We start from the raw sequence: 24480 nt of genomic DNA on the forward strand, positions 1-24480 counted from the left end.
GCCGAAGACACCCTCGCATCATGCGCCCGCGTCTGCACCGATGAGGTCTCGACGTCTCCTCCGTGCAGACAATCGGCGTCCGATGAGTCCGTGGCGGGGGCTGAAGAGGTAGACCAGCGCGAAGATCGCACCTTGGGAGAGCACGACCATCCCACCCGAGGCGGTGTCGAGGTAGTAGCTCGAATAGAGCCCGGCCACCGCACAGGCGATCGAGATCGCCGGCGCGATGAACAGCATCCGTTGGAAGCGGTCCGTGAGAAGGTATGCGGTGGCGCCGGGGATGATGAGCATGGCGACGACGAGCACCACCCCGACGGCCTGCAGCGCGACGACGGAGGTGAGCGCGAGCAGGCCGAGCAGAGTCGCACCGAGGAGCTTCGGATTGAGCCCCAGAGCATGAGCGTGAGTGGGATCGAAGGCGAAGAGCGTGAAATCCCTGTTCTTGGCCACGAGCACCGTCAGAGTGATGGCGCCGAGGATCGCCACCTGGAGCAGCTCGGACCATGAGACGCCGAGGAGATTGCCGAAGATGATGTGATTGAGGTCTGTGTGCGAAGGCGTGACGGAGATGAGGACCAGACCCAGCGCGAACAGGGACGTGAAGACGATGCCGATCGCTGCGTCTTCCTTGATCCGACTGGTGTCGCGCACGGCACCGATGAGGCCGACGGCGAGGAACCCGAAGACCACGGCACCGAGGGCGAACGGCGCACCGAGGACGTAGGCGAGGACGACGCCGGGCAGCACCGCATGGGAGACAGCGTCACCCATGAGCGACCAGCCGATGAGCACCAGCCAACAGGAGAGGACGGCGCAGACTATCGATGCGATCAGCGTCGTCGCCAGGGCACGGAGCATGAAATCGTAACCGAGAGGCTCGAGCACGAGCTGAATGGCGCTCATGCTCCATCACCGCTGTTCATCACATCGAGCCCGAAGGCCAGGGCGAGGTTCTCAGGCCGGAGCACCTCCTGGGGGTCGCCGTGGAGCAGCACCCTGCGCATGAGCAGGATCGCCTCGTCGGCAAGGTCCGGCAGCGCATGCAGATCGTGGGTGGACACGAGCACCGTGGCGCCGTCCTCGGCGAGCTCTCGCAGCAGTCGCGTGATCGTGGCCTCGGTGCGCTTGTCGACACCGGCGAACGGCTCGTCGAGGAGCAGGATCGTGGCCCCCTGCGCAATGCCGCGTGCGACGAATGCCCGCTTCTTTTGACCGCCGGAGAGCTGGCCGATCTGGCGGTCGGCGTACTCGGTGAGTTCGACGCGTTCGAGGGCGCGGTCGACGGCCTCACGGTCGGTCTTCCGCCGTATCCGCAGCGGTCCCATATGCCCGTACCGACCCATGGTGACGACTTCCCGCACCGACAGCGGGAAGTCCCAGTCGACATCCTCGCTCTGCGGCACGTAGCCGAGAATGCCCGACCGGCGTGCGCTCGTCGTGGATGCGCCATTGATCAGCACGCGTCCCTGGTCGGGTTCCAGCAGTCCCATGATCGTCTTGAACAGGGTCGACTTTCCGGACCCGTTCATGCCGATGAGCCCGCAGATCCGCCCGGTCTCGAGGGTGAGGGCGGCCCGATCGAGGGCCAGGACCTGTCCATAGTGGACGGTCACCTCGTCGACGGCGATGGCGGGGGCGCTCATGAGCTCTTCCCGGTCAGGGCGTCGGAGATGACCGCGGAATCGTGCCGGATGAGATCGAGGTAGCTGGGAACCGGGCCGTCGGCTTCGGAGAGCGAATCGACGTAGAGGGTGCCGCCGAAATCAGCCTCGGTGGCCTCGACGACCTGCTTCATGGGTGCCGCGGAGACAGTGGATTCGCAGAACACCGCGGGCACCCCGTTGTCCTCGACGAACTCGATCGCCGAGGTGATCTGGCCGGGTGTCGCCTGTGCCTCGGCGTTGACCGGCCAGATGTACTTCTCACTCAGGCCGGCGTCTCTGGCGAGGTAGGAGAATGCGCCTTCGCAGGTGACGAGTGCTCGCTGTCGCTTCGGCAGAGCCGACAGGTCCTCCACGAGTTCGTCCTGGACCGTCTGCAACTCGGCTTTGTAGGCCTCCGCCTGGGCTGTGAAGTCGTCGGCGTGCGCGGGGTCGAGGTCGCTGAAGGCCTCGGCCATGTTGTCCGCGTAGATCTGGACGTTGAGCGGACTCATCCAGGCGTGGGGATTGGGTTTGCCGGCGTAGGCATCCTCGGTGATCGATAGCTTCTCGATGCCTTCGCTGACGACGGCATGGGGAACGTCGAGGTCGCCGACGAACTGTTCGAACCACTGTTCGAGGTTGAGCCCGTTGTCGAGGACGAGGTCGGCCTGCGATGCTCTGCGAATGTCTCCGGGAGTCGGTTCATAGCCATGGATCTCGGCGCCGGCCTTGGTGATGGACGCGACGTCGAGATGGTCGCCGGCGACGTTCTCTGCGATATCGGCGAGCACGGTGAAGGTGGTCAGCACGACCGGCTTGTCTCCCTCGCCGTCCGCCGATCTAGCCGAGGGGGCGCCGGCTGTGCAGGCGGTGAGGCCGAGCGTGAGGGCGGACGCGATGGCGGCTGTGAGTGTGCGGGAGAGATGGCGGCGTCTGCGGTGGGGGCAGGTGAGATGTGGATGGCTGGGGTGGGGCAAGGTGGCTCCTGCTTCGGAAACTGGTGCCCGAGCCTAAGTCAGGATCGGAAAGTTAATGTAGGTTAACTTTAGATCCGTCCGGTCTCCGTGGCAACTTTCTCATCTGCGCAAATGTGCAACCCAGTCCGATGGTGTTGCAGCGTCTTCAGCCCTCGCGCAGGTCCGTGGGCTCGACCATGGTGCGAGGATTCGAACGCACCCACCACGGCCGAGGTTGGCCTTCGTCCGCAGCCGCACGCCGTTCCTGCCTGGTGGCGTAGCGGTAGGTGAAGATCCGGACCCGGATGAGGGCCGGTGCCTGACCACCGAAGGGGTCAGGGCCCAGTTGCGTTCGGATCTGCGCATCCCCGGAATCGATGCGTTCAAGGAGTGCATAGAACCAGGACTGCCGGTAGTCGCCGAGGGCCGCGAACCACATCAGCCAGTCCAGTCGCAGATGATAGGGCGCGACGAGCGGTGAGCGGCGGTGCACATCGCCTGGCTTGCCTTTGAACACGTAGGGGCGCCAGTCACCGTCAGTCATCGTTGCATCGGGATCGAGAGTGCCCTCGATGATGATCTCGTCACGAGTTTCGGTCATCGAGCCGAAGGCACCGTAGGCATTGCCCAGTCCCCACCGGTTGAAGCTGGCATTCATCTTCTGTCGGCGCGAGAACAGATTGCGCAGGGCGGGGACGTTGAGCACGCACTGCCAGACGACGAAGGCGGTGACGAGGACCGCCCACCACAGAGGCAGAGCCGCCGAGGAGGCGAGGGCACTGGTCGATGCCGACACACCGTCCGCCTCGGCGCCGGACAGACCGGACAGTCCCCACCCGGGCCATGGGCCGCCGATGATCCAGCCCAGGAACGAGTCGCTGATTCCGGCGAAGGCGAGGAGGATCGTCGCCCAATTCAGCCAGGCATAGTTGCCGGTGATGACGAGCGCGAGCTGTGTGATGATGATGGTCGCGGCGGCGAAGGAAGCGATGGGTTGGGGCAGGAACAGCAGCCACGGTGCGCTGAGCTGGATGACGTGACTGCCCAGAGTCTCACCGCGATGCCACCATCCGGGCATGAGGTGGGCTCGGCGGCTGAAGGGGCCCGGCATCGGCTGGGTCTGATGGTGATAGTCCATGGCAGTGAGATCCCGCCAGGAGCTGTCACCGCGCATCTTGATCATGCCTGCCCCGAACTCGACGCGGACGACGAACCAGCGGAGGAAGAAGATCATCAGCAGGGAGGGAGCCACCTCGTGGGAGCCGAGGAATCCGACGAGGAATCCGGCCTCGAGGAGGAGTGACTCCCAGCCGAAGCCGTAGAAGCGCTGCCCGATGCTCGAGATGGAGAAGTACAGCCACCACATCAGCAAGAACACCGGAATCGTGGTCCACGCGGGCCCTGCCTGGGGGAGTCCGATGATGACGGTCATTGCTGCGAGCATGCCGATGCCGCACACGATGTGCAGCCGCCGGTCGGTGTAGGTGAAGCGCTTCCACCGGAACAGGCTCGGTGCCTGCGCGGAGGTGGTGGCCGCGATGAAGCGCGGTGCCGGGGTCAGCCCGTGCTCACCCAGCAGGGCGGGGAACTGGTTCCAGGCACTGAGGAAGGCGATGAAGAACAGGAGGGCGAAGCCGCGCTGGATGACTTCGCGCGCGATCGTGTAGTCGCCGGCTGACAAGAACGACAGCACCGCGGTCATCTCCACGCAGGCCACCTCCCGGTTCGTGCGTTCGCATGGTTCTCGAGTTCCCAGTCTCGACTATGGTGCCAAAGACGACTTCGTGCAATACCCTGCTGAATGCGCCGAGGCTGCCCCCGGTTTCGGGGACAGCCTCGGTTCATGTTCGTCGACGGTGTGCCGGCGCTCGGATTCAGCGCATCAGCACCCTGCGTCTCATCAGCGTCGTTCGCCAGCAGGCTCCGGATCAGCTTCGCCGATCTCCTCGACCTCATCCGCCCAGGTGGGCACCGCCGGAATCGCATCCGTGGCCGGAGGGCTCGGCGGGGTCACGACCGACTGATACGAGTGTTCGTGCGAGTAGGCGAGGAACGACAGGTGGTTCTCGTAGCGGTCGAGGACGTCGTCGATGATCTGCTGGCTGCTCAGCCCCATGAGGTCATAGCCCTCGGACCCGGTCTGTGTGAAGACCTCGACCCTGTAGTACACGTCGTCGCCGCGAGGTGCATTGCGTGCGCCGAAGGTGGGGACATTGTGTTCGACAGCGGCGATCTGATAGTGGAAGTCGCGCTGCTGGCCCATGTCGACGAAGAGGGTGCTCTCCGTGATTCCCGACTCCGGGCCGGGTTCCTTGGTGAGGTCGACCGTGTAGTCGAGTTCCCGGAATTCTGCGGCCACGGCTTCGAGGGCAGGTTCGACCACCTCGGTGACGAATCGGTCCACGGACTTCTTCGAAGGGTAGGAGCGGAGGGTGGCGAGCCTCTGCCGCCAGGTCTTCTCCGGAGTCCTGCCACCGTGGACGGCAGTTGTCCGACGCTTGCGGGTCCTGCCCTCGCGCTCGGCTCGTTCCATGCGCAGAACTTTCGAGAAGGAGGCCATGACGAGGTAGGCGATGACGGTGACCGGCAGAGCGAAGATCAGGGTCGCATACTCCATCGTCGTCACTCCTCCGGCAACGAGCATGGCGATGGTGAGCACGGCGGTGACGAGGGCCCAGAAGATGCGCAGCCATTTCGCCCCATCCTCTTCCGGGTTGGGGATCGTGGACGAGAAATTCGACATCACCATGGCGCCCGAATTCGCACTCGTGAGGTAGAAGAGCAGACCCGAGAGTGTGGCGAGTCCGATGAGGAAGGCCGCCCCAGGGAACATGTCGAGGAGGGCGTACCAACCCTGCTCCGGTGAGTCGATGGCGAGTTTTGCGAATTCGGAGTTGCCGTCGAAGACCTCCGCCAGTGCGGAGTTTCCGAAGATCGTGACGATGATGAAGTCGCAGAGCACCGGTGCGGTGATGGCGGCGATGACGAATTCGCGCAGAGTACGTCCACGAGAGATGCGGGCAAGGAACAGTCCGACGAAGGGACCCCAGGCGAGCCAGAAGGCCCAGAAGAACAGGGTCCAGGCACCCATCCAGGCGGAACCGTCATCGACGTAGGCGAAGGTGGCCAGGGTCCGCTCGGGCAGGGTGAAGATGAAGCGCCCGATGTTCTCGACCATGGCGTTGAGCAGGAACGCGGTCTTGCCGGTGATCAGGATGTAGAGCATCATCGCGGCACAGGACCACAGGTTGAGCTCGGAGACCAGGCGGATGCCCTTGTCCACACCCGAGGTGCAGGCCGCGATCGTCATGACGACTGCGACGAGGACAAGGGCGATCTGGAGGCCGAGGCCCTGCGGGAGGCCGAAGAGTTCGGAGAATCCGACGTTGAGCAGGACGACGCCGATCCCCATCGAGGTGGCCACACCGAAGACGGTGCCGACGAGGGCGAAGATGTCGATGACATCACCGGTGGCCCCGCGCACACGCTTGCCCAGCAGCGGGTAGAGGACCGCACGGATCGACAGGGGCATCCCCCAGCGGTAGGCGAAGTAGCCCATGGCCATACCCAGCAGCGAGTACATCGACCAGCCGGCGATGCCGTAGTGGAACATGGTCCACACAACAGCGTCCTGGGCGGCGGCCGCTGATTCGGGATCGGCATTGACAGGCTGAAGGAACTGGGTGATCGGTCCGGTCACCGAATAGAAGAGCATGTCGATGCCCACACCTGCGGCGAAGAGCATCGCGACCCAGGTGAACAGGTTGTACTGCGGCCGGGAATGGTCTGGTCCCAGCCGGACCGAGCCTTCCTTGGACAAAGCGACCCAGAGGACGAAGGCGATGACGACGGTGACGGTGAGGACGTAATACCAACCGAGGTTGGTCGCGATCCAGTCGACGATCGACTTCATCGTCGACTGCGCAAAGTCAGGCATGAGCATCGCCCACACGGAGAAGGCGAGGATCACCGCGGAGGAGATGAGGAAGACCTTCAAGTTGACGCGAGATCCCCGCTCATCCGTGAGCTCGGCGGGACCGCGGCTCATCTCCGTGCTGGAGATCGGAGGGCGCTTCTCGGGGTCGACGTCTCGGGCAGATCTGTCGGTACCGCCGAAGCGCTCACGCTCGACGATGGGCCGTTTCATCTTCTCTTCGTTGGGATCCTGCACGCATAACCTCCGGTCGGAAACTCTGGACTCGCCCAAAAGGGCACCGATCTATCTTAGGCTCTCGGTGCTTTGCCAGGGACTCCGCCCCCTATTTTCAGGGCAAGTTCGTTACCTTCAGGCAGCCCGCGTAGCCCGGCAGAGGCAGTGAGGAGGTGCCGTGACGGTCCGGTTCTCAGCCACGGACTAGGTCCGGCTCTCAGCCGCGGAGTTGTCCGGTTCGTGCGAGACGGGTGACCGCCTCGGCGAAGGCCCGGGACTGTTCGGGATCTCCACCGACGACGCGCATGTCCTGGCGGTCGCGGAAGTGCGCAGTCGTCATCAGATCGTGGCCCACTCGCTCAGGACTGGCGCCGAGGAGCTGCCCGGGACTGGCCTGTTCGAGAATGAAGGTCCGATCGGATCCGAGGATCGAGGCACGGACGAACCTCTGATTCGTGGCGATGAGCATCTGCGGTTCCGGGGTCCGCTCGCTCTTGAAGTGCATGAGCAGCTGCTCCCCATCTCGGAGCATGTCGAACGGCGGCGGACCTGGAGCGGGCCGGCGTTGATGATCGGGACCGAACTGCTCCGAACGCCGTCGCTCCCGAGCACTCAGTCGGGGGTGGTTCGCATCGTAGCGATCCACTCGGGCGATGGCCCAGGCGCGGGCACCGATGACGGCGATCAGGGTCAAAGGCAGAGCGAATGCGGCCATCGTCAGCGCCGGGCCTGTCGACTGCTCCGGGAGGAATATGAAACCGACAGTGACGCCGAGGGAGACGATGAACATGATGACCATCGCCGTGATGAAGAGACCGAACCGATCACGGTTGAACGCCTCGGCGATGGAGGCGAACATGAACCCGATATTGGTGCTGGCCCAGCACAGGAGGAAAAGGGTGAGGGCGGGAGCTGGCGATGTGGCGTAGTCACCCCACACCGTTCCCGGACTTCCCGGGAATTCGGCAAACGAATGCCAGATGAACACCGAGGCTGCGCAGAAGACCGCGAAGATGAGCCCCACCGACAGCACCTTGTACCAGGACTGTCGGATGAAACCGGTGTACGAATCGGGTGCCCTGGGGAGGTGGGAATCGGCGGCCGGAGCGGCTGGCTTCGATGAGTCATCCTCGTCGAAGAAGATGATCGCAATCGAGTGATAGAGGCCGAGCAGGCCGAAGCACACCGTCGCGGCGCCTTTGGGGTCGAAATCACCGATGCGGTTGGCACGCGGGTCGATGCCGGCGTTCGTAAGGAAGAAGATGACCAACATGAATAGTGCGAGCGTCACTCCATAGACCAGGGTCGTGCTCAATCTATGCGTTCTCATCCTCATACTGTGATTCTTCCAGGCTGTATCTTTTCCCGCAGACGAAAGATGTTCCAGATCCGTGACCCCTCCTGTCGGCGCAAGAGCCAGATTTGACCTGAGTCGAAGGTCAGACTCGGGCCCGGGTCGGCAGCATCGTCGGATCTCAACGGCCGTCCGGCATTCATCGCACTGGATCTGCTCAGGTCTCACCCTCGACTGTCGACGAGGACCGATTCTGATCCCATGGGCTACGCTGAGCGCATGCGTGCAGGCGAAGTCTCCGAGGTCAGCCAGGACTATCTCAAGGCGATCTGGTCGGCTCAGGAATGGGGCGGGACACCGATGACTGCCACCGAGTTGGCGAACCGCTTCGGCACCACCAAGGCCAACGTCACCGAGGTGCTCAAACGTCTCGACGAGCTCGGGCTCATCGTCCGCGTGCCCTATCGTCCTCCGGTGCTGACCTCGAAGGGGGAGACGATAGCCCTATCGATGGTGCGCAGGCATCGCCTGCTCGAAACGTTCCTCGTCGAATCCCTGGGGTATGGCTGGGACGAAGTCCACGACGAGGCGGAGATCCTCGAACATGCGGCCTCGGATCGGCTTGTCGATCGCATCGACGCGTTCCTCGGCCGCCCCCAGGCCGATCCTCACGGGGACCCGATCCCCGGCCCCGACGGGAAGATCGAGTCCCATGGTTCCTCGCTCCTCCTCGCTGAGGCGGAACCCGGGTCCTACACGGTCATCCGGGTCTCGGACGCGGATCCCTCAGTCCTTGCCCACCTCGCCGAGGTGGGGGTGCGCCCGGGTGCACGCCTCGACGTCACCGAGAGAGAAAGCGGCGGAGCTGTCTCGATTTCGGTGTTCAGCGAACCTTTCGAATCGGAGCAGCCCGGAGCAGGACAGAGCGACGTGAAACGCATAGACGTGGATCGTCCGGTCGCCTCGGCGGTGTATCTGAAGGCATCAGGTTGATGTCGCGAACAGGAGCACCAGTTCGGCCGCTGTCCCCGGTGAGAAACCCTCTTTGAGCACCAGCCGTGGCCACTCTTGCCAGAGCTCGGCTTCGAACGGGACGCCCGGAACTTGGTTGCGGTGGGTGACCTGGCGATGGTGCGGATGTAACCTGAAGGAATTCGGATCGATCACATGGAGCACTGCGAATAGTGAGTGGTAGAGGATCGGTGTGAATCCACAGTCGCGTGCCTGTTCGGCCGTCCGAGCCCAACCAGGTGCCGCGACCGGAGTGCCTCTCCTGATCGCCGCCGACATCTGAGCCTTGATGCTGGCTGGTAGGGGGCCAGGAGAATGGTGGAGGATTACACGGCTCCATTCGAGGGCTTCTGTTTCGGAGAATCCCGGCCAGCGTTCGGTTGCCTCGTGAGACACAGTGACACTCGTTTCTCGGGCACCATGCGCCCGGATCGAATCTTGCCAACGCCATGTGGCGCTGACCCGTTCTATCCCTGGGGCACCCGGTCGATGACGGGTTGCCGCGTGGCCGGCCAGGTACCGATGGCCACGACTCGTGAACGTGTGAATGATTCTAGCGGCAGAGGCTGACACGGATGTCAGGAGCGGAACCGTCGGTGTCGATATCCCCACCGGTGTCGGTGAATGAGAAAGTCGCCTCGGCGGCCCGCTGTGCAGGCCGCTGAGGCGACTATCGGAGGGTCAGCCGAAGAACGTGCGCAGACTGAGGACGCTGATGGCACCGATGCTCGCGGCGGCCGGCAGGGTGATGACCCAAGCCATGGCGATCGGCTTCATCAGCTTCCAGTTCGCCGATCGGTTGACCAGACCTACGCCGATGATCGCACCGATGAGGATATGGGTGGAAGAGACGGGCAGACCGCTGACTGAAGCTGCCATCACGACGGCCGCGGCAGCGAGCTCGGCGGCGAAGCCGGATGCAGGGTGGATCTCCGTGAGTTTGGTCCCGACTGTGGCGATGACCTTGCGGCCGATGAACCAGAGGCCGGCAACAAGGGCGATCCCGCAGGTGAGCATGGCAGCGAAGGGGACGGTCGCCTCGGAGCTGATGGTGCCGGTCTTGAGCACGTCGAGGACTGCGGCGAAGGGCCCGATCGCGTTCGCAATGTCGTTGGAGCCATGGCTGAAGGCGAACGCCGAGGCGGTGAACACCTGCATCCAGGAGAAGAGGACGTAGGTCGCGCGGGGAACTGTCTGCTTGCGCAGGGTCTTGGCAAAGACGAAGACCGCCATCCACACGGCGAGGCCGATCATCGCCATGATGAGGGTGCCTCCGACGGCGTTGACTGCAACGTCGAGATTCTTCAGGCCCTTGAACAGCAGCATCGCGGTGAGGATGACGGCACCGCTTGCGGCGATGAGCGGAACCCAACGTTGAAGTGTGGAGTGCGAACCGACCGGCTGATCGGCCGAAGCCGCGGTACCGGGGTCGCGTTCACGGTCCATTCCGACGCCTGCAGCGTGGCTGTTCTCGCCGGTGGGAGCGAGCATGTGGGGTTTCAGGGTCTTTGACAGGGCATCGCCGAGGACGTACTTCTTGATCGCCCCGTAGATGAGGAAGGCGACGAGCGCGCCGAGCGCGGGGGAGAGGACCCATGAGATGGCGATCATGCCGACCTCTGACCACTGCACCATGGCGAAGCCTCCGGTGCCGGTGACGAAGCCGATGGTCAGGGAGGCGCCGATGATGCCGCCGATGATCGAGTGCGTGGTCGAGACCGGCCAGCCCATGCGAGTGGCGATCAGCAGCCACACTGCCGCACCGAGGAGGGCAGCCATCATGATGTAGACGAACTCCATCGGGTCGAGGGAGACGGCACCCAGGTCGACGATTCCGCTCTTGATGGTGTCAGTGACATCGCCGCCGGCCAGCAGCGCACCGCTGACCTCGAAGACAGCCGCAACAAGGAGCGCCTGCTTCATCGTCAGGGTGCCCGCACCAACCGAGGTGCCGAAGGCGTTCGCCACATCGTTGCCTCCGATGTTGAACGCCATGAACGCACCGAAGATGACCGTCGTGATGAGCACCATGCGCGGTGCGCCCTGGCTGACATAGTCGAATGACCACAAGGTGAAGGCGATGAGAGTGATCGCGAGCAGCAGGCCGAAGGCCAGGTGCCAGCGACGATCATTGCTGCGGCCGACGGTCTGCGTCGGTGTGAAGGTCTCTGGTGCCAGAGCCTGGGTCATGCGCGTCTCCTAGCGAGGATCATGAGATGTATTTCCAGCTGTCTCCCATGATTCGCACTCTGGATGTCCGCAAGGTTAAGGGGTTGATGAATGGAAGATGAACACACTCAGCTCCTCCGGCGAACAGGAGATGCACAATAGCCGTAGTTTATCGTGTGTTTACGTGAAGTTCCTGGTCAGATGGTATATGGCCGTCATCTGATCCGAGCTCAGTGAGTGTGTCTGCCGAGCGGAATTCTGGTTGTGATGATGGACACGCGGGCACGATTGGCTCGTGCCCGCGTGTGGTGTGACCGTCAGCTGTCAGCTGTCAGCTGTCAGCTGTCAGCCGTCAGCCTTGGCGCCGTGGCAGATTCCACCGCGGCTGAGGCTGGGACGGCTTGCCGTGCTGCGGCATAAAACCGCGCTCGGCCTGCAGGTGTCCCTTGTCGTGGCTCTTCGTCTTGGCCTCAGAGTCGACTCCCGGAATCTGGGCCTCGAGCTTCTTTGCCGCCTGGGCGGCGCCGACGATGGGGATCTCACCCGTGATCACCGGCTTCTCGGCAATCACGGGGATCTCTCCCGTTCCGGCCGCGACGCTGGGGTTCTTATGTCCTTTGTCGTTTCGCATGGTGTTTCCCTTCTTCTGTGATTTCCTGCTCTGCTTCTGTGCAGCTGATGGGTTCTTCGCGGTGCTTGTCTCGGTCGTGCCGAGGGCCGAATACAGTCCGGCCCACTGTTCGGGTTTGAGATCTCGTGGCAAGGTGTCTCCTCTGACGTCGTTGCGGTCCATGGTCGATTGCAGCGTGGTGCGGTCAGTGAGGTTCATTGTCGTGAGGATTCCTTTCATCCCACGTCCGCGCCCGGTGAAGGCTGTGCGGACGAATTGTTGGTAGTCCGACCTGTGCCGATCAGGCACGAGGCTGTTTGCCAGGCGATCGATGGTGAGGATGCCGCCGTCGACGCTGGGCTTCGGTGTGAAGGCGTGGGCAGGTACGCGTTCGATGAGCCGGAAGTCGAACCACGGTGCCCATTGGGCGGTCATCATGGTCGATCCGCCGACACCGGCGCGTTTGCGGGCCACTTCCCATTGGGTGAGCAGAATGGCGTTCTGCCATCTGCTGGCGCGCAGGAGTCTGCGCAGAATGGGCGTGGTCAGGTGGAAGGGCAGGCTGCCGACGATCACGGGCTGATCGAGCCTGGACCTCAGGACATCTGCGTGTCTGACCTGGGCGCGCGGGAATGAGTGTTCAAGGTGACTGATCCTCGTTTCGTCGAGTTCCACGAGCGTGAGCGGTCTGCCCAGCGTGTACAGCTGGGCAGTCACCGCACCGGTGCCAGGCCCGATCTCCAGAATGGAACCGGTGGTGGCGCGGGTGAGGTTTGCGATCGTAGTGAGAGCTGAGGGTGAATGCAGGAAGTTCTGGCCGAGTTCGTGTCGGCCGCCGAATGATGAATGAGGTCGCATGGGCGCGCTCCGGAAATGAAGAAGGGAGCACCCAGGGCAGCACAATGTGCAAAGACACGTGTCAGAGAATTGCGGCTTCGCCCCGGATGCTGATGTCTGTCCGGGTCGACAACGCGCTGCTACAGATCCTGCTCGATCGGTTCGGTGGCGACGGGTCCATCAATGGACCGGTGGTGCCGAGGGTTCGATGAGGTCAGCGGATCGCAGGAAGTGAATCGAGCGCGCTGTCAGGCGCGGCGATCACGAATGTAGAAGCTCAGCGCTGTCGTTGCGCTGCAGTTTAATGTTCCCATGGTGAATAAGCTAACACGGAGCCCTGCCTTTGATCCAGAGTTTTGTCCGCATTTATCGGAAGCCGGCGCACTAGAACATCGAGCGGACCAGTTATCGTCGAGCGGACCAGTTGTAACCTGTGCGCTCGGCGATAAGTGGTCCGCCTGGTGACTGGTCTGCCGGCGTCTGGTCCGCCTGGTGACTGGTCCGCCGGCGAGGTCCGGCTGGCGACTGGTCTGCCGGCGTGGTCCGGCTGGCGACTGGTGGTGTCCCGTCGCCGAGGCGGTCGAACCTATTCGATGATCTCGCCGCTGATGACGTCGCCGCCACCATCCTCAGGTGGCCTGCGGTGCGGATCCTGGCGAATCGTCTGAGCGGTCTTGCGCAGACGCCACCCGAGGGCGACCAGGCCGATGCCGACGACGACGATGAAGCCCGCGAGGGTGAAGATCAGTGCGGTGATGCCAGCGCCCGGGGCCAAGAGGAAGAATCCGCCGAGGATGATGCCGGCGACGCCGATGGCCGTCAACAGCCACCACATGCGCACCCCGATGCGGCGAATGAACAGCGAGGCGGTGACTGCGAGGAAGCTGAAGAAGATGACCGCGAATCCGGTCAGTATGGTGACGAAGGATGCGAACAACATGGGCGAGAAGAAGATGAGCGCGCCCAGCAGAATCAACAGGACGGAGCGAGCCACCAGACTTCCCGAACGTGTGCCCTTCGGCGCCAGGACGAAGGATGAAACGGCGATGACGGCCAGCCAGATGGCGAAGATGCGCACGACCACCTCGGCGCTGGTGCCAGGCCAAACCACCATCAGCAATCCGACGAGAATCGCGATGACGCCGTTGACGATGACTGATCTGCTGGTGCGTTTCAAGTCCATGACTCAAGCCTAGTCACTTGGGATGGAAGCTCGCTGAGCACAACAGATCACAGCACATCATGCAGGCGTCTTTTTGTCGTTCGCAGCTGTGCTCCCCGAGGTGGCCGTGTCGTTTTCCATGCCGGGCAGCTTGAGCGATGCGGGCAGGTGCATCGTCTCGTTCAGTCTCATCGAATCGGAGAGGGCACGGACCATCCCGCCCAGATCATCTAGCGAGTGTTTGGTGTCCTTTGCTCCGAAGGTGGCGCTCAACGAGGCGTTCGCCGCCGCGCCGGTGCTGTTGCTGCTCGACGTTCCCACGGGGGCGTCCTCGGCTGAAGCCGTAGCCGCCTTCGGTGTGTTCCCCTCGAGGAAACGGAGAAGCTCGACCGGGAAGGGCAGAACCAGTGTCGAATTCTTCTCGGAAGCGACTTCGACGATCGTCTGGAGCAGACGCAGCTGCAAAGCTGCCGGCGTATCCGCCATCGACTCTGCGGCCTGAGCGAGCTTGGCCGAGGCCTGGAACTCACCATCGGCGATGATCACCCGTGAGCGACGCTCCCGCTCGGCCTCGGCCTGACGCGACATCGAACGCTTCATCGACTCGGGCAGGGCGACGTCCTTGATCTCGACCCGGTCGATGTGGACACCCCAGTCGACGGCCGGGCTGTCGATCATGATGGCCAGCCCCTGATTGAGCCGCTCCCGGTTGGTGAGCAGATCGTCGAGTTCGCTCTGACCGATGATCGAACGCAGAGACGTCTGCGCCACCTGCCCGACGGCGAGCTGATAGCTCTCGACATCGACGATGGCCCGCTTGGGGTCGACGACCTTGAAGTAGATGACGGCATCAACCCGGACGGTGACATTGTCACGGGTGATGCCTTCCTGGGCTGGGATCGGCATGGTGATGATCTGCAGATTGACCTTCTCCAGCTTGTCCACGAATGGGACGATGGCTGTCATCCCGGGGCGCTTGGGTTCACTGCTGACTCGGCCCAAGCGGAACACGACACCGCGCTCGTACTGTTTGACGATCTTCAGACTGTTTCCAAAGCCGATGGCACCGAGCACGATCAGACCGAAGATGATGTACAGGAAGAACATCGAACCGCCTCCTCAGACGATTGCCTGTCCTTTCAGATTAACCCCGTTGCGGCAAAAAAGACCCGGCCGGATGATAATGCCGATCCGACTCTCGGCGACGGTTCAAGGAGTCGCGCACTCGTCCAGGGTCTGTGAGCAGAATCGCTAGTGACTCAGAGCGTTGTTGCGGTTGCCCGTTCCCGAGCCAGCAGGCGTTTGCCCGCAGGATAGGCATCAAGGGACCGTGGCAGTTGGATTCGGCGGCCCGAGGCATAGGTGGCGATGACCTCACCGGTATCGGGCTGGTTCGGGCTCAGCCCGTGTGCTTCGACGCCGATTCTGCGCAGGGTCTGCTTCGCCACTGGAATCGGGGAGTCGAAGAGCGTGATCGCCCCCGCCCGAGCGGCCATGATCCGCTCGGCGACCAAGCCGTAGTGGGTGCACCCGAGCACGATGGTCTCCATGCCGGGGTCCATCTGGTTCAGGGCTGCGTCGATCGCGGAGTCGATGGTGGGCAGATCAGCTTCATTGATCGCCTCGGCGAGGCCCGGACATGCCACTTTGGACACGGTCACCTCGGCGGCGAAGGCGCCGATGAGGTTCTGCTGATAGGCGCTGCCCGTTGTTGCCGGGGTCGCCCAGATGGCGAAGTCCTGCCCGGTGCCGGCCGCCATCTTCACCGCGGGGACGGTGCCGATGACGGGGATGTCAGGTTCGTAGCGGGCGCGTACGGCCTCCAGGGCTTGGACCGAGGCGGTGTTGCAGGCGATGACGATCGCATCTGGGTCCCACTCGGCGAGCACGGCCGCAGAATTCAGTGCCCTGGCCTCAAGCGCTTCGGGGCTGAGGCTGCCATACGGGGTGAAATCCGGGTCCATCGCGAGAACCAGGTCGGCATGAGGTGCCAGATGGAAGAGTGCATCTGCGGTGCCGAGCAGCCCCAGACCGGAATCGAGCAGACCGATACGTGTCATGAAGCCTCTTTCGGGTAGGCGAATTCCTTGATCTCCTTCAGGTGCGCCTTCGTCAGGCCCTGCGCGAATTTCGGAGCAATGAGTTTGAGTCTGCTCGTCGAATAGTGCTCGACGAAGTAGTCGTGGGTGGCTGGTGCGGCGAGATCGTCATCGATCCACACGGCCCGACCTTGCTCGTGCGCTGCGAGCCACTCCTCCATGGCACGGGCCTTCCACCACAGGTGCGGATCGTTGGCGTACCGGTTGTGGGTCTCATCTGGCATCTCGATGACGTCGAAGGAGTTGCGCAGACCGAACTTCGGCTCCAACTCCGTCTTACACCGCTCTGACCAGGTGGAGAGCCATACGACATCGACTTCATGGGTTTCGACGAGACGATCGAAGAACGCGATCACCGCGGGCTTGTAGTGCAGTTCGTAATGCCAGGCCTGCAGCTTCTTGCGCCCTTCGATCATGATGCGCAGTTTGGGTACTGGGTACGAGTTGAGGACTCCATCGACGTCGAGGAAGACAGTGACATGCCGTGCCTGCCGACGTGCTGAAGACGTCGAGGGGGATGCAGTTGCCATTGTTCCTTCCTGGGGAGTCGAGTACCGGCTAGTCTGAGAACAGACAGCGTTGGAATTGGAGGCGGCGTCGACTCGGGAGACTGCCGACGAGTTTCAAGAATACCGCTCGAAACTGAAGAAGGACGAGCGCCCCTATGTACACGGAGATGCGCATCCCCAGGCTCCGCGCTTCGCTGTGGACGTCGGCCCCCGACGCCCGCCCGACATCGGCCCTCGCCGAGGTGGCTGTGAGCGTCCCGTCGAAGCCTTCCCTCATCGTGCCCGACGGCTGCATGGATCTCATCGTCATCGATTCCCTCGTCGTCGCCGGAGCAGACTCCACCGCACGAACCTTCCATTCTGCGTCGACGAGTGGTGCAGCCCAGCCGGTCGTGGGTCTGCGCTTCGACCCCGGCGTGCTCCCGCAGCTGCTGGCCACCTCGGCGGCCGAGCTCGCCGACAGGGTGACCCCTCTCGATGCTGTGGTGACTGCAGGCAGTCTCGCAACCGTCCCCGAGCCCGGACCCGGTGTCGGGCAGAGGCGGCTGTTGGACATCGCCGAGGTGGCCGCACAGTTCGCATACTCACCCAGACAGCTGCGGAGGCTGTCTTCCGCATGGTTCGTCTACGGACCCAAACACCTGTCGAAGGTCCTGCGCTGGCAGGCCGCACGGGCACTCATCGACGCAGGCTCCACCCGCACAGCGGCCGCAACCGCAACGGGCTACGCCGATGCGGCCTATCTGTGGAGAGACGAGAAGTCACTGCTGGGCCGGTGAACCCAGTGCCGCGAAGAGGTCGACATAGTTGTCGTCGGGATCGGAGACCACGGCGTACCGCTGACCCCAGAACGCATCCCAAGGTTCGTGAACGACTCCGGCCACGGGATCTGAACCCGCACCACCGGCAGTGAGCTGGGTAAATGTCGTATCAACCGCCTCGGCGGTGGAGCAGTCGAAGGCCAGGGACATCTTGTGGCCACCGGTCGGCCAGGTCCATTCGGGATCGATGCTGAGCATGACCGCCTCAGTGTCGAGGAGCAGGCGGAGGGTGCCCGAGGAGAACTCCGTGTGCGGAGCATCCGCGCCGCCGTCGACTAAGTCGAGGCCGAGTGCGGAGTAGAACCGCACTGCTGCGGACATGTCTGCGGTGATGATTGAGATCGCGTCGAGTTTCATGTTCCCAGGCTATGGGCACGAGGCCTGGCCGAGCATGAACAGAACGGCCATCTTCTCGCAGAGGCACCATTCCTCCGATAGCGTGACTCCTGCGACCAAACGCACACGCATCACGGGAGGAGCGAGTTGTGGGACACGATGGCGTTCTCACCAGTTCGCAGATCTTCGACGCTGACCTCGAGGACTGGCGGCAGTTGGCAGGGCCGATCAGGGCCAGATTCAGAACCGACGAATTCGGCCGAGGTCTTGCCTTCGTCAACGCGGTCGGGGAGGCGGCAGAACTGTCGAACCATGCCCCCGACATCACTCTCACGAAGACCGGTGTCACCGTGACTGTGGGCAGTCACGACGTCGGCGGCGTGACCGAACGGGATATCACTCTCGCTCGAAAGATCAGCACGATCGCCGCTGAAGCGGACCTGAGTGCTGACACCGCAAGCCTGATGCAGGCCGAATTCGCTCTCGACACGAATTCAAGTGATCGAGTGTCCGACTTCTACGCGGCACTCCTCGGCGGTGAACCTGCGGGAGTGCATGCGGGTGGTGACCTCGTCGACCCAACTGGTCAGGTGAATACGCTGCTGTGGTGGCAGAGGCCACGAGACGACAGCCGGTTCCCTCTGCCGGAGTCAGCCGTCCCGCAGAGTTGGCATCTCGATGTCTGGGTGAGCCATGACGAGGCCGAAGGACGGATTGCTGCAGCTCTCGCTGCGGGCGGCCACCTCGTCAGCGACACAGCTGCTCCGTCCTATTGGGTTCTAGAGGATCCCGACGGCAACCGAGCCTGCATCTGCGCGCCGATGGTCCACTGAGTCATCAGTCGGCTTCGGCGAGGTATTCCCCGAGGATGCTGCGAATGCCCTCGGGGATCGGCGAGGGCTTGCCGGTCTCCCGGTCGATGTGGACGAGGACGACGTCAGAGTTGAACACCTTCTGGCCGCTCTGGTCACCGCGGGTGTGGACGGTGAATGAGGAGTTGCCGATCCTCTTGATGGTCACCGTCATTGTGAGTTCGGGGCCGTACATGACGGGGAGCAGGTAGTCGATCGACTGGTTGGCGACGAGCATGCCACCGCCGGTCAAGCTCCCGGCCTTGGCCTCGTGGAGCCACCTGATGCGGCACTCCTCGATGAGGGTGATCATGCGGGCATTGTTCACATGACCCAGCAGATCCTGATCGGACCAGCGAACCTCTGGGGAATACTCGAATGTCTTCACGGACAACCTTTCGACTCATCTGCTTCGGAGACTCTCCACCTCCGACTATGGGACGCTACCAGGGCGACCGGACGATCCAGATCACCGGGACCTCTTATCGTCGGGTGCGGCCCTGCTGCCTCTTCGGACCTGATCGATCGTTCTATAGTTAAACAGGACAGATCGACGAAAGGAAATCATGACAGTGCTCAAAGACGTGCGTGTCCTCGACCTCGGCGGAATCGGCCCCGGCCCCTTCGCCTCAATGATGTTGGCAGATATGGGCGCCGAGGTGATTCGCCTTGATCCGCCGAAGACAGCCGGCCAGCCCATGAACCCTGTTCTCGACCGTGGCAAAAGGTCGATGACCGCAGACTTCAAGTCCGAAGCCGGCATCGACCTCGCCCGGTCCCTGGCTGCGAAGTCCGACATCGTCATCGAAGGCTTCCGCCCAGGCGCCGCGGAACGCTTGGGCCTGGGCCCTGACGATCTCCACGCGCTCAATCCTGCCCTCGTCTACGGCCGCATCACCGGCTACGGACAGGACGGACCGAAGGCGCAGAAGGCCGGGCACGACCTGGGCTACATCGCCTCTGCCGGACTGCTCAACCAGCTCGGTCGCGCTGATGGGCCACCGCAGTTCCCCGCAAACCTCATCGGCGATTTCGGTGGGGGCGGCATGCTCCTCGTCGTCGGCGTTCTCGGCGCCCTCACCAGTGCCCGCACCAGCGGCATCGGCACCGTCGTCGACACCGCCATGATCGACGGCGCGAATCTCCTGTATTCGATGATGCATGGCTTCTCCGAGGTCGGCATGTGGCGTCACGACGCACGCGGGCGCAACCTCCTGGATTCCGGAGCACCGTTCTACGACGTCTATCCCACCGCCGATGACAGGTACGTGTCCGTTGCCTGCATCGAACCGGCCTTCTTCGCCGAATTCATCCGCACTCTCGACATCGAGGACCGCCTGCCCGAACCGCTGGGCGAGATCAACCATTGGCAGCCGAAGCACTGGCCCCTCATGCGGCCAGTCTTCGCCGAGGAGCTCGCCTCACGCACCTTGGCTGAACTCGAAGAACTCTTCGCCGACAGCGACGCCTGCGTCGAACCGGTCCGCACCATGGCTGAGGCGAAGACCGATGCTCATAACCAGTACCGCGGACTCTTCTACACCGATGAGGCCGGAATCGAGCAACCCGCACCGGCACCGAGGTTCGGCCAGGCAACTGCCCCCACCTCAACAGGCACCCCCACCTCAACTGGCGCGGCCACCTCGGATGGCGCGGACAGTGCAGGCCAACCTCGGCGGGCATCGGTTATCGGTGCCGACACCGACGCGGTGATCGCCGAATTGGGTCTGTGAGCGGCATCAGCCGCGACGGTTCCTGATCTCCTCGTTGACGGCGCCGACGACCTCGTGGAGATCGCCGATGATGGCGTAATCGGCGCGCTGAACCATCGTCGACTCCTCGTCGGTGTTGATCGCGATGAGCGTCTTCGCGCCCTCGATTCCGGCCATGTGCTGGATCGCGCCGGAGATTCCGCACGCGATGTAGACATCGGGGGTGATCCGACTGCCGGTCTGACCGACCTGTTCGGAATGCGGTCGCCAGCCCAGACCCGTGACCACGCGAGAGACTCCCAGGGCTCCGCCGAGGTGGTCGACGAGTTCGAGGACCTCGCCGAATCCGTTCTCCGAACCGACTCCGCGACCGGCTCCGACGACGGCTCTGGCCTGAGTCAGCCCTGTCGTGTCATTGCCATCGGTGGTTTCGACTTCGGTGCGAAGCACGCGGGTGCGCAGATCCTCCTCCGCGGCTTCGGGGGAGTGCGTGAGGACCTCCGGTGTCGTCGGTGTGGTCTCCTCCGGGTTGCAGGCGTGGCCGGCGACCGTAAGAACCTGCAGGTCACCGCCGAGTCGGAGGCGTTCGAACGCGGCCCCACCGAGCACCTGTCGCAGCAGACCCTCGTCGTCGGCGGCCACGACGTTGGCCGCCATCCGCTCACCGATGCGCACGGCCACATGTGTCATGAGCTCCATCCCGCGCGGAGTCCCCGAGGCCAGAACCGTCCCGGTCTCCGGCGCGATGTCGACGAGAGCCTGAGCCCAGGCTGCGGCTGAATAGGCCTCAAGGTCCGCAGACTCGAGGTGGTGGATCCGGTCCACGCCGAGTGCTGCGAGCTGCTTGTGGGCTGACTCGGTGAGCGAGCCGATGACGGCAGCTTCGAGGACCGAACCGGCGAGGACGTCCGCGTTCGTACGGGCGAAGGTGAGCGCCTCGGCGGAGGTCAGCTGCACCTGACCACTCTCATCGGTTTCGACGTATACGAGAGTCATGACCTGATCACTCCGATCTCTTCGAGAATATCGACCAAGGCACCGGCAGCATCACGGCCCTCGCCGAGGATCGTGACCGCGCTTGCCTTCTCCGGCGGCAATTCGAGGCCAATGCGCGGATTTCCGGCACCCGGCTCGGGCGCCACATATTCGGCAATGCGAGCCTTCTTCGCCTTCATCCGACCGGTGATCGATGGATAGCGCGGGTCGATACCGCCCTCCTGGACGGCGATGACGGCGGGCAGCTCAAGGGAGAAGGCCTCGGTCCCGGCCGGCCCGATCCCGTGGGCCTCGATCGCGCCGGAGCCGCCGGAACCCGTGCTCGCACTCAGCGTCTGGATCCCCGTCAGCACCGGGTATCCGAGGTCGTAGGCCAGGCGGATGGGAACCTGGAAGTCACCGGTGTCAGCGGCATCATTGCCCAGCAGCACAAGATCGAAACTCTGGCCCCCTTCGGCGCGGTCGCGGATGACGTCGCCGATGATCGAGGCGATGTCTTCGGGGCCGAACGCCTCGGGATTGTCGGCTTCGATGAGGATTCCGTCGTTGGCGCCCACGCCTACGGCTGCGCGCAGCTGTTCGACCGCCTCGGCGGGGCCCAACGTCAGTACTGTGACCGTGCCGCCGGTGGCAGCCGCGGTCTGGATGGCCAACTCCACCGCGCATTCCTCGTGCGCCGAGGTGGTGTGGCCCAGGCTTGAGTCGTCGATGTTCGTGCCGGATTCGTTGAGCGTGATCTGGCCAGAGATGTCGGGGATGCGTTTGATGCAGACGAGGATGTCCACGGCCTACCTCCTGATGCTCTCGTTGTCGGGATCGAAGAGGGGCGTGGCGTCGATCGAGGCCACCGTGACGGGGTAGGCCTCCTCCATGTAGACGACGGTGAGCTGGTTGCCCAGGACCGCCTCGGCGGGAGGGAGGAAGGCCATGAGGACATGCTTGCCCAGGCTCGGGGCAGACCCCGCCGAGGTGACGAAGGAGTGGTGCCCGTGCCCGTCGACCAGCGGCCCGCCGTCCTTGGATTGGATGGGTTCCCCGCCGAGCATGTAGCGTTTCTCGCCGCTGGCGCTTGTATGATCGTCGACCGTGAGTGAGCACAGGATCGCCTTCGGGTCCTCCTCGCGGTGTCGCAGGTGGGCGTCGCGGCCGACGAAGTTCTGCGACTTCACCTTCGGTCGGGCCATGCCGACCTCGATGACGGTGCGGTCGGAGTCGAGTTCGGCACCGAAGGCGCGGTAGCTCTTCTCGATGCGGCCCGTGGTGCCGTAGGCGCCGAGTCCCACCGGTACGAGACCGTGCTCTTTTCCGGCCTCGGTGAGGACGTCCCAGAGTTTGAGTCCGGATTCCATAGGGACGTAGAGTTCCCAGCCCAGATCACCGACGTAGGAGATGCGGGAGGCCAGCACCGTCAGCGAGCCGATCTCGATGGTCCGGGCCGTGCCGAACTTGAAGGCTTCGTGGGAGACGTCTGCGTTCGTGACCTGGGAGAGGATGTCGCGTGCCCGCGGCCCCCACAATCCGATCGTCGTCCATGACGAGGTGAGGTCGGCGATCTGGGCACCTGTCTTCGGGAGCCGATCGGCGAACCATTTGACGTCGACCATGCCGTGGGCGGCTCCCGTGACAACGCGGAACCGGTCGTGGGACAGTCGCATGATGGTCAGGTCCGAGCGGAATCCACCTGCCTCGTCGAGGACCGGGGTGTAGACGACCCTGCCGATCTTCACATCCATCTGGGCCAGCACGATGGACTGGACGGCATCGAGGGCGGCGGGGCCGAACACATCGAAGATGACGAAGCTTGAGAGGTCGACGAGTCCGGCGCGCTCGCGCATCGCTAGGTGTTCGGCGTTGGTGATCGGCGACCACCAACGCGAGTCCCATTCCGCAGTGCGGTCCATGACCTTGTCGCCGAATTCTTCGAGCAGCGGTGCATTCGATTCGTACCACTGGGGGCGTTCCCAGCCGGCGACTTCGAAGAAGACGGCGCCGAGTTCCTTCTCGCGCTCATGCATGGGGGAGAGGCGAACGTTGCGGTCGGAGTTCCACTGCTCGCCGGGATGGACGATGCCGTAGGTCTTGATGAAGGCTTCCGAGGTGCGGGCCTGTACGTGTTCGCGGGTGCGTTGGTGCGGGTGGAAGCGGGCGACGTCGGCGCCCTGGACGTCGACCTCCGGACATCCGTTCGTCATCCACTCGGCCACGGCTCGTCCCACGCCTGGGCCTTCCTTGACCCACACCGCTGCCGCCGACCACAAGCCCTTGACCTCGGGTGATTCGCCGAGGATGGGAGCGCCGTCGGGAGTCAGAGACAGGAGGCCGTTGATCGCGTAGCGGATCTCGACGTCGGGGTTGGACAGGACATCGGGCATGAGTTCGAGGGCCTGTTCGAGCTGCGGGTCGAAATCGTCGTCGGTGAAGGGCATCTCCGTGGGGGAGAGCTTCGCGGCCTCGATCGATGGGATCTCGTCGGGTTCGTGGAGAATCGCCCGGTGAGCGTAGGAGCCGATCTCCATGTCCGAGCCGTGCTGCCGTTCGTAGCAGAAGGTGTCCATATCGCGCACGATCGGGAAGGAGATCTCACCCGTCTGCTCGGCCAGTTGCGGAACCGGGCCGACGCTGATCATCTGGTGCACCGCCGGAGTCAGCGGGATCGCGGCACCGGCCATGGCCGCGATGCGCGGACTCCAGACTCCGCAGGCGATGAGGATCTTATCCGTCTCGATCGGCCCCTTGGTCGTGTGGACGCGTGCGATCGCCCCGTTCTCGACGTCGATGCCGGTCACCTCGGTGTTCGGTGACACCGTGAGCGCGCCCTTGTTCTGTGCGGATTCGCGCATCATCGTGCCAGCCCCCACGGAGTCGACGACGCCGACCGTGGGTGTCCAGAAGGCGCCGACGATGACGGACGGGTCGAGGAAGGGGACCTTCTCAACGACTTCTTCGGGAGTGACCAGGTGGGATTCGATGCCCCAGGCCTTCGCCGAGGCCATCCGCCGTTGCAGCTCCTGCATGCGCTCCTGGGTGCGGGCGACTTCGAAGCCGCCGGACTGCGTGAAGACGCCGAGTTCCTTGTACTGGCGCACGCTGTCGAGGGTGAGGTCCGTGATCTCGCGGGAGTGGTCGACCGGGAAGATGAAGTTCGAGGCATGTCCGGTCGAGCCGCCCGGGTTGGGCAGCGGACCCTTGTCGACCTGGACGATGTCGCTCCAGCCGAGCTCGGCCAGATGGTGGACGAGGCTGTTGCCGACGATGCCTGCACCGACGACAACGACACTGGCCTGGGCGGGAATGGAGGCCACGGGAGGCTCCTCTCCGAAGGCA

20 protein-coding genes, 1 pseudogene and 1 riboswitch are annotated in these 24480 nt (G+C 63.7%); of the genes and pseudogenes, 4 read left to right on the forward strand and 17 right to left on the reverse strand.

What is annotated here, in order from left to right:
* Positions 1 to 18 precede the first annotated feature (18 nt).
* From INT29_RS08120 to INT29_RS08145, 6 genes are all read right to left on the reverse strand, one after another.
* Positions 19 to 903 carry a metal ABC transporter permease gene (locus tag INT29_RS08120; RefSeq protein ID WP_101573371.1) on the reverse strand — a complete coding sequence of 295 codons (885 nt, stop codon included), beginning with the start codon at positions 901 to 903 and terminating at the stop codon, positions 19 to 21.
* Positions 900 to 1643 (reverse strand): metal ABC transporter ATP-binding protein, encoded by a 744-nt coding sequence (locus INT29_RS08125; RefSeq protein WP_096158071.1) that lies wholly within the window; start codon positions 1641 to 1643, stop codon positions 900 to 902. Before INT29_RS08125 ends, INT29_RS08120 begins: the two co-directional genes overlap by 4 nt.
* Complete coding sequence (locus tag INT29_RS08130; protein ID WP_193071393.1) at positions 1640 to 2542, reverse strand: metal ABC transporter substrate-binding protein; 903 nt, start codon at positions 2540 to 2542, stop codon at positions 1640 to 1642. The genes INT29_RS08125 and INT29_RS08130 overlap by 4 nt, the downstream gene beginning before the upstream one ends.
* A gap of 223 nt (positions 2543 to 2765) precedes the next feature.
* Entirely contained in the window at positions 2766 to 4301 is a 1536-nt protein-coding gene (locus INT29_RS08135; RefSeq protein WP_226841763.1) for a lipase maturation factor family protein, read from the reverse strand.
* Between the two features lie 198 nt (positions 4302 to 4499).
* Entirely contained in the window at positions 4500 to 6746 is a 2247-nt protein-coding gene (gene betT / locus INT29_RS08140; RefSeq protein ID WP_193071394.1) for a choline BCCT transporter BetT, read from the reverse strand.
* Positions 6747 to 6966: 220 nt separating this feature from the next.
* Entirely contained in the window at positions 6967 to 8079 is a 1113-nt protein-coding gene (locus INT29_RS08145; protein ID WP_193071335.1) for a hypothetical protein, read from the reverse strand.
* 243 nt (positions 8080 to 8322) lie between these two features.
* Between INT29_RS08145 and INT29_RS08150 the strand changes: the two genes are divergently transcribed.
* A complete protein-coding gene (locus INT29_RS08150; protein ID WP_101573553.1) occupies positions 8323 to 9036 on the forward strand; it encodes a metal-dependent transcriptional regulator in 714 nt (237 codons plus the stop codon).
* Positions 9037 to 9483: 447 nt separating this feature from the next.
* A riboswitch (SAM riboswitch) is annotated at positions 9484 to 9595 on the reverse strand.
* Positions 9596 to 9735: 140 nt separating this feature from the next.
* On the opposite strand, the gene INT29_RS08155 is transcribed toward INT29_RS08150, so the two are convergent.
* From INT29_RS08155 to INT29_RS08180, 6 genes and pseudogenes are all read right to left on the reverse strand, one after another.
* Entirely contained in the window at positions 9736 to 11244 is a 1509-nt protein-coding gene (locus INT29_RS08155) for an inorganic phosphate transporter (protein ID WP_193071336.1), read from the reverse strand.
* Between the two features lie 688 nt (positions 11245 to 11932).
* Positions 11933 to 12691, reverse strand: a pseudogene (gene erm, locus INT29_RS08160) (23S ribosomal RNA methyltransferase Erm); the annotation flags it as partial.
* Between the two features lie 565 nt (positions 12692 to 13256).
* A complete protein-coding gene (locus tag INT29_RS08165; RefSeq protein WP_193071338.1) occupies positions 13257 to 13853 on the reverse strand; it encodes an HdeD family acid-resistance protein in 597 nt (198 codons plus the stop codon).
* A 57-nt stretch (positions 13854 to 13910) separates the two neighbouring features.
* Complete coding sequence (locus INT29_RS08170) at positions 13911 to 14939, reverse strand: slipin family protein (RefSeq protein ID WP_193071339.1); 1029 nt, start codon at positions 14937 to 14939, stop codon at positions 13911 to 13913.
* Positions 14940 to 15091: 152 nt separating this feature from the next.
* Complete coding sequence (locus tag INT29_RS08175; RefSeq protein ID WP_193071340.1) at positions 15092 to 15892, reverse strand: glutamate racemase; 801 nt, start codon at positions 15890 to 15892, stop codon at positions 15092 to 15094.
* A complete protein-coding gene (locus tag INT29_RS08180; protein ID WP_101573358.1) occupies positions 15889 to 16461 on the reverse strand; it encodes an HAD domain-containing protein in 573 nt (190 codons plus the stop codon). Before INT29_RS08180 ends, INT29_RS08175 begins: the two co-directional genes overlap by 4 nt.
* 134 nt (positions 16462 to 16595) lie before the next feature.
* Here INT29_RS08180 and INT29_RS08185 point away from each other — a divergent pair, with 134 nt between their 5' ends.
* Positions 16596 to 17219, forward strand: coding sequence for a DUF6597 domain-containing transcriptional factor (locus tag INT29_RS08185; protein ID WP_193071341.1), 624 nt, complete (start codon positions 16596 to 16598; stop codon positions 17217 to 17219).
* Here the strand turns inward: INT29_RS08185 and INT29_RS08190 are convergent.
* Complete coding sequence (locus tag INT29_RS08190) at positions 17202 to 17618, reverse strand: VOC family protein (protein ID WP_193071342.1); 417 nt, start codon at positions 17616 to 17618, stop codon at positions 17202 to 17204. The two genes, INT29_RS08185 and INT29_RS08190, sit on opposite strands and share 18 nt — an antisense overlap.
* A gap of 128 nt (positions 17619 to 17746) precedes the next feature.
* On the opposite strand from INT29_RS08190, the gene INT29_RS08195 reads away from it, so the two are divergent.
* The gene (locus INT29_RS08195) at positions 17747 to 18430 is read left to right on the forward strand and encodes a 4a-hydroxytetrahydrobiopterin dehydratase (RefSeq protein WP_096158083.1); all 684 of its coding nucleotides are present in this window, start codon (positions 17747 to 17749) and stop codon (positions 18428 to 18430) included.
* Between the two features lie 4 nt (positions 18431 to 18434).
* On the opposite strand, the gene INT29_RS08200 is transcribed toward INT29_RS08195, so the two are convergent.
* On the reverse strand, positions 18435 to 18836 hold the full coding sequence (locus INT29_RS08200; protein WP_193071343.1) for an acyl-CoA thioesterase: 402 nt from the start codon (positions 18834 to 18836) through the stop codon (positions 18435 to 18437).
* Between the two features lie 178 nt (positions 18837 to 19014).
* On the opposite strand from INT29_RS08200, the gene INT29_RS08205 reads away from it, so the two are divergent.
* On the forward strand, positions 19015 to 20181 hold the full coding sequence (locus INT29_RS08205; protein ID WP_193071344.1) for a CaiB/BaiF CoA transferase family protein: 1167 nt from the start codon (positions 19015 to 19017) through the stop codon (positions 20179 to 20181).
* Between the two features lie 6 nt (positions 20182 to 20187).
* On the opposite strand, the gene INT29_RS08210 is transcribed toward INT29_RS08205, so the two are convergent.
* Genes INT29_RS08210 through INT29_RS08220 form a run of 3 tightly spaced genes read right to left on the reverse strand, consistent with a single transcriptional unit; the run spans position 20188 to position 24458 of the window.
* Positions 20188 to 21156 carry an electron transfer flavoprotein subunit alpha/FixB family protein gene (locus INT29_RS08210; RefSeq protein ID WP_101573139.1) on the reverse strand — a complete coding sequence of 323 codons (969 nt, stop codon included), beginning with the start codon at positions 21154 to 21156 and terminating at the stop codon, positions 20188 to 20190.
* A complete protein-coding gene (locus INT29_RS08215; RefSeq protein WP_193071345.1) occupies positions 21153 to 21941 on the reverse strand; it encodes an electron transfer flavoprotein subunit beta/FixA family protein in 789 nt (262 codons plus the stop codon). The genes INT29_RS08210 and INT29_RS08215 overlap by 4 nt, the downstream gene beginning before the upstream one ends.
* Before the next feature lie 3 nt (positions 21942 to 21944).
* Positions 21945 to 24458 (reverse strand): GcvT family protein, encoded by a 2514-nt coding sequence (locus INT29_RS08220; RefSeq protein ID WP_193071346.1) that lies wholly within the window; start codon positions 24456 to 24458, stop codon positions 21945 to 21947.
* Positions 24459 to 24480 lie beyond the last annotated feature (22 nt).

This window comes from Brevibacterium sp. FME37 (assembly GCF_014897485.1).
Taxonomy (GTDB): Bacteria; Actinomycetota; Actinomycetes; order Actinomycetales; family Brevibacteriaceae; genus Brevibacterium.

Excerpts from the sequence above, each read along its gene's own strand:
- INT29_RS08120 (WP_101573371.1), bottom strand. The coding sequence starts at position 903 with ATGAGCGCCATTCAGCTCGTGCTCGAGCCTCTCGGTTACGATTTCATG.
- INT29_RS08135 (WP_226841763.1), bottom strand. The coding sequence starts at position 4,301 with ATGACCGCGGTGCTGTCGTTCTTGTCAGCCGGCGACTACACGATCGCG.
- INT29_RS08155 (WP_193071336.1), bottom strand. The coding sequence starts at position 11,244 with ATGACCCAGGCTCTGGCACCAGAGACCTTCACACCGACGCAGACCGTC.
- INT29_RS08165 (WP_193071338.1), bottom strand. The coding sequence starts at position 13,853 with ATGGACTTGAAACGCACCAGCAGATCAGTCATCGTCAACGGCGTCATC.
- INT29_RS08125 (WP_096158071.1), bottom strand. The coding sequence starts at position 1,643 with ATGAGCGCCCCCGCCATCGCCGTCGACGAGGTGACCGTCCACTATGGA.
- INT29_RS08205 (WP_193071344.1), top strand. The coding sequence starts at position 19,015 with ATGACAGTGCTCAAAGACGTGCGTGTCCTCGACCTCGGCGGAATCGGC.
- INT29_RS08175 (WP_193071340.1), bottom strand. The coding sequence starts at position 15,892 with ATGACACGTATCGGTCTGCTCGATTCCGGTCTGGGGCTGCTCGGCACC.
- INT29_RS08210 (WP_101573139.1), bottom strand. The coding sequence starts at position 21,156 with ATGACTCTCGTATACGTCGAAACCGATGAGAGTGGTCAGGTGCAGCTG.
- INT29_RS08185 (WP_193071341.1), top strand. The coding sequence starts at position 16,596 with ATGTACACGGAGATGCGCATCCCCAGGCTCCGCGCTTCGCTGTGGACG.
- INT29_RS08190 (WP_193071342.1), bottom strand. The coding sequence starts at position 17,618 with ATGAAACTCGACGCGATCTCAATCATCACCGCAGACATGTCCGCAGCA.
- INT29_RS08170 (WP_193071339.1), bottom strand. The coding sequence starts at position 14,939 with ATGTTCTTCCTGTACATCATCTTCGGTCTGATCGTGCTCGGTGCCATC.
- INT29_RS08145 (WP_193071335.1), bottom strand. The coding sequence starts at position 8,079 with ATGAGAACGCATAGATTGAGCACGACCCTGGTCTATGGAGTGACGCTC.
- INT29_RS08180 (WP_101573358.1), bottom strand. The coding sequence starts at position 16,461 with ATGGCAACTGCATCCCCCTCGACGTCTTCAGCACGTCGGCAGGCACGG.
- betT (WP_193071394.1), bottom strand. The coding sequence starts at position 6,746 with ATGAAACGGCCCATCGTCGAGCGTGAGCGCTTCGGCGGTACCGACAGA.
- INT29_RS08150 (WP_101573553.1), top strand. The coding sequence starts at position 8,323 with ATGCGTGCAGGCGAAGTCTCCGAGGTCAGCCAGGACTATCTCAAGGCG.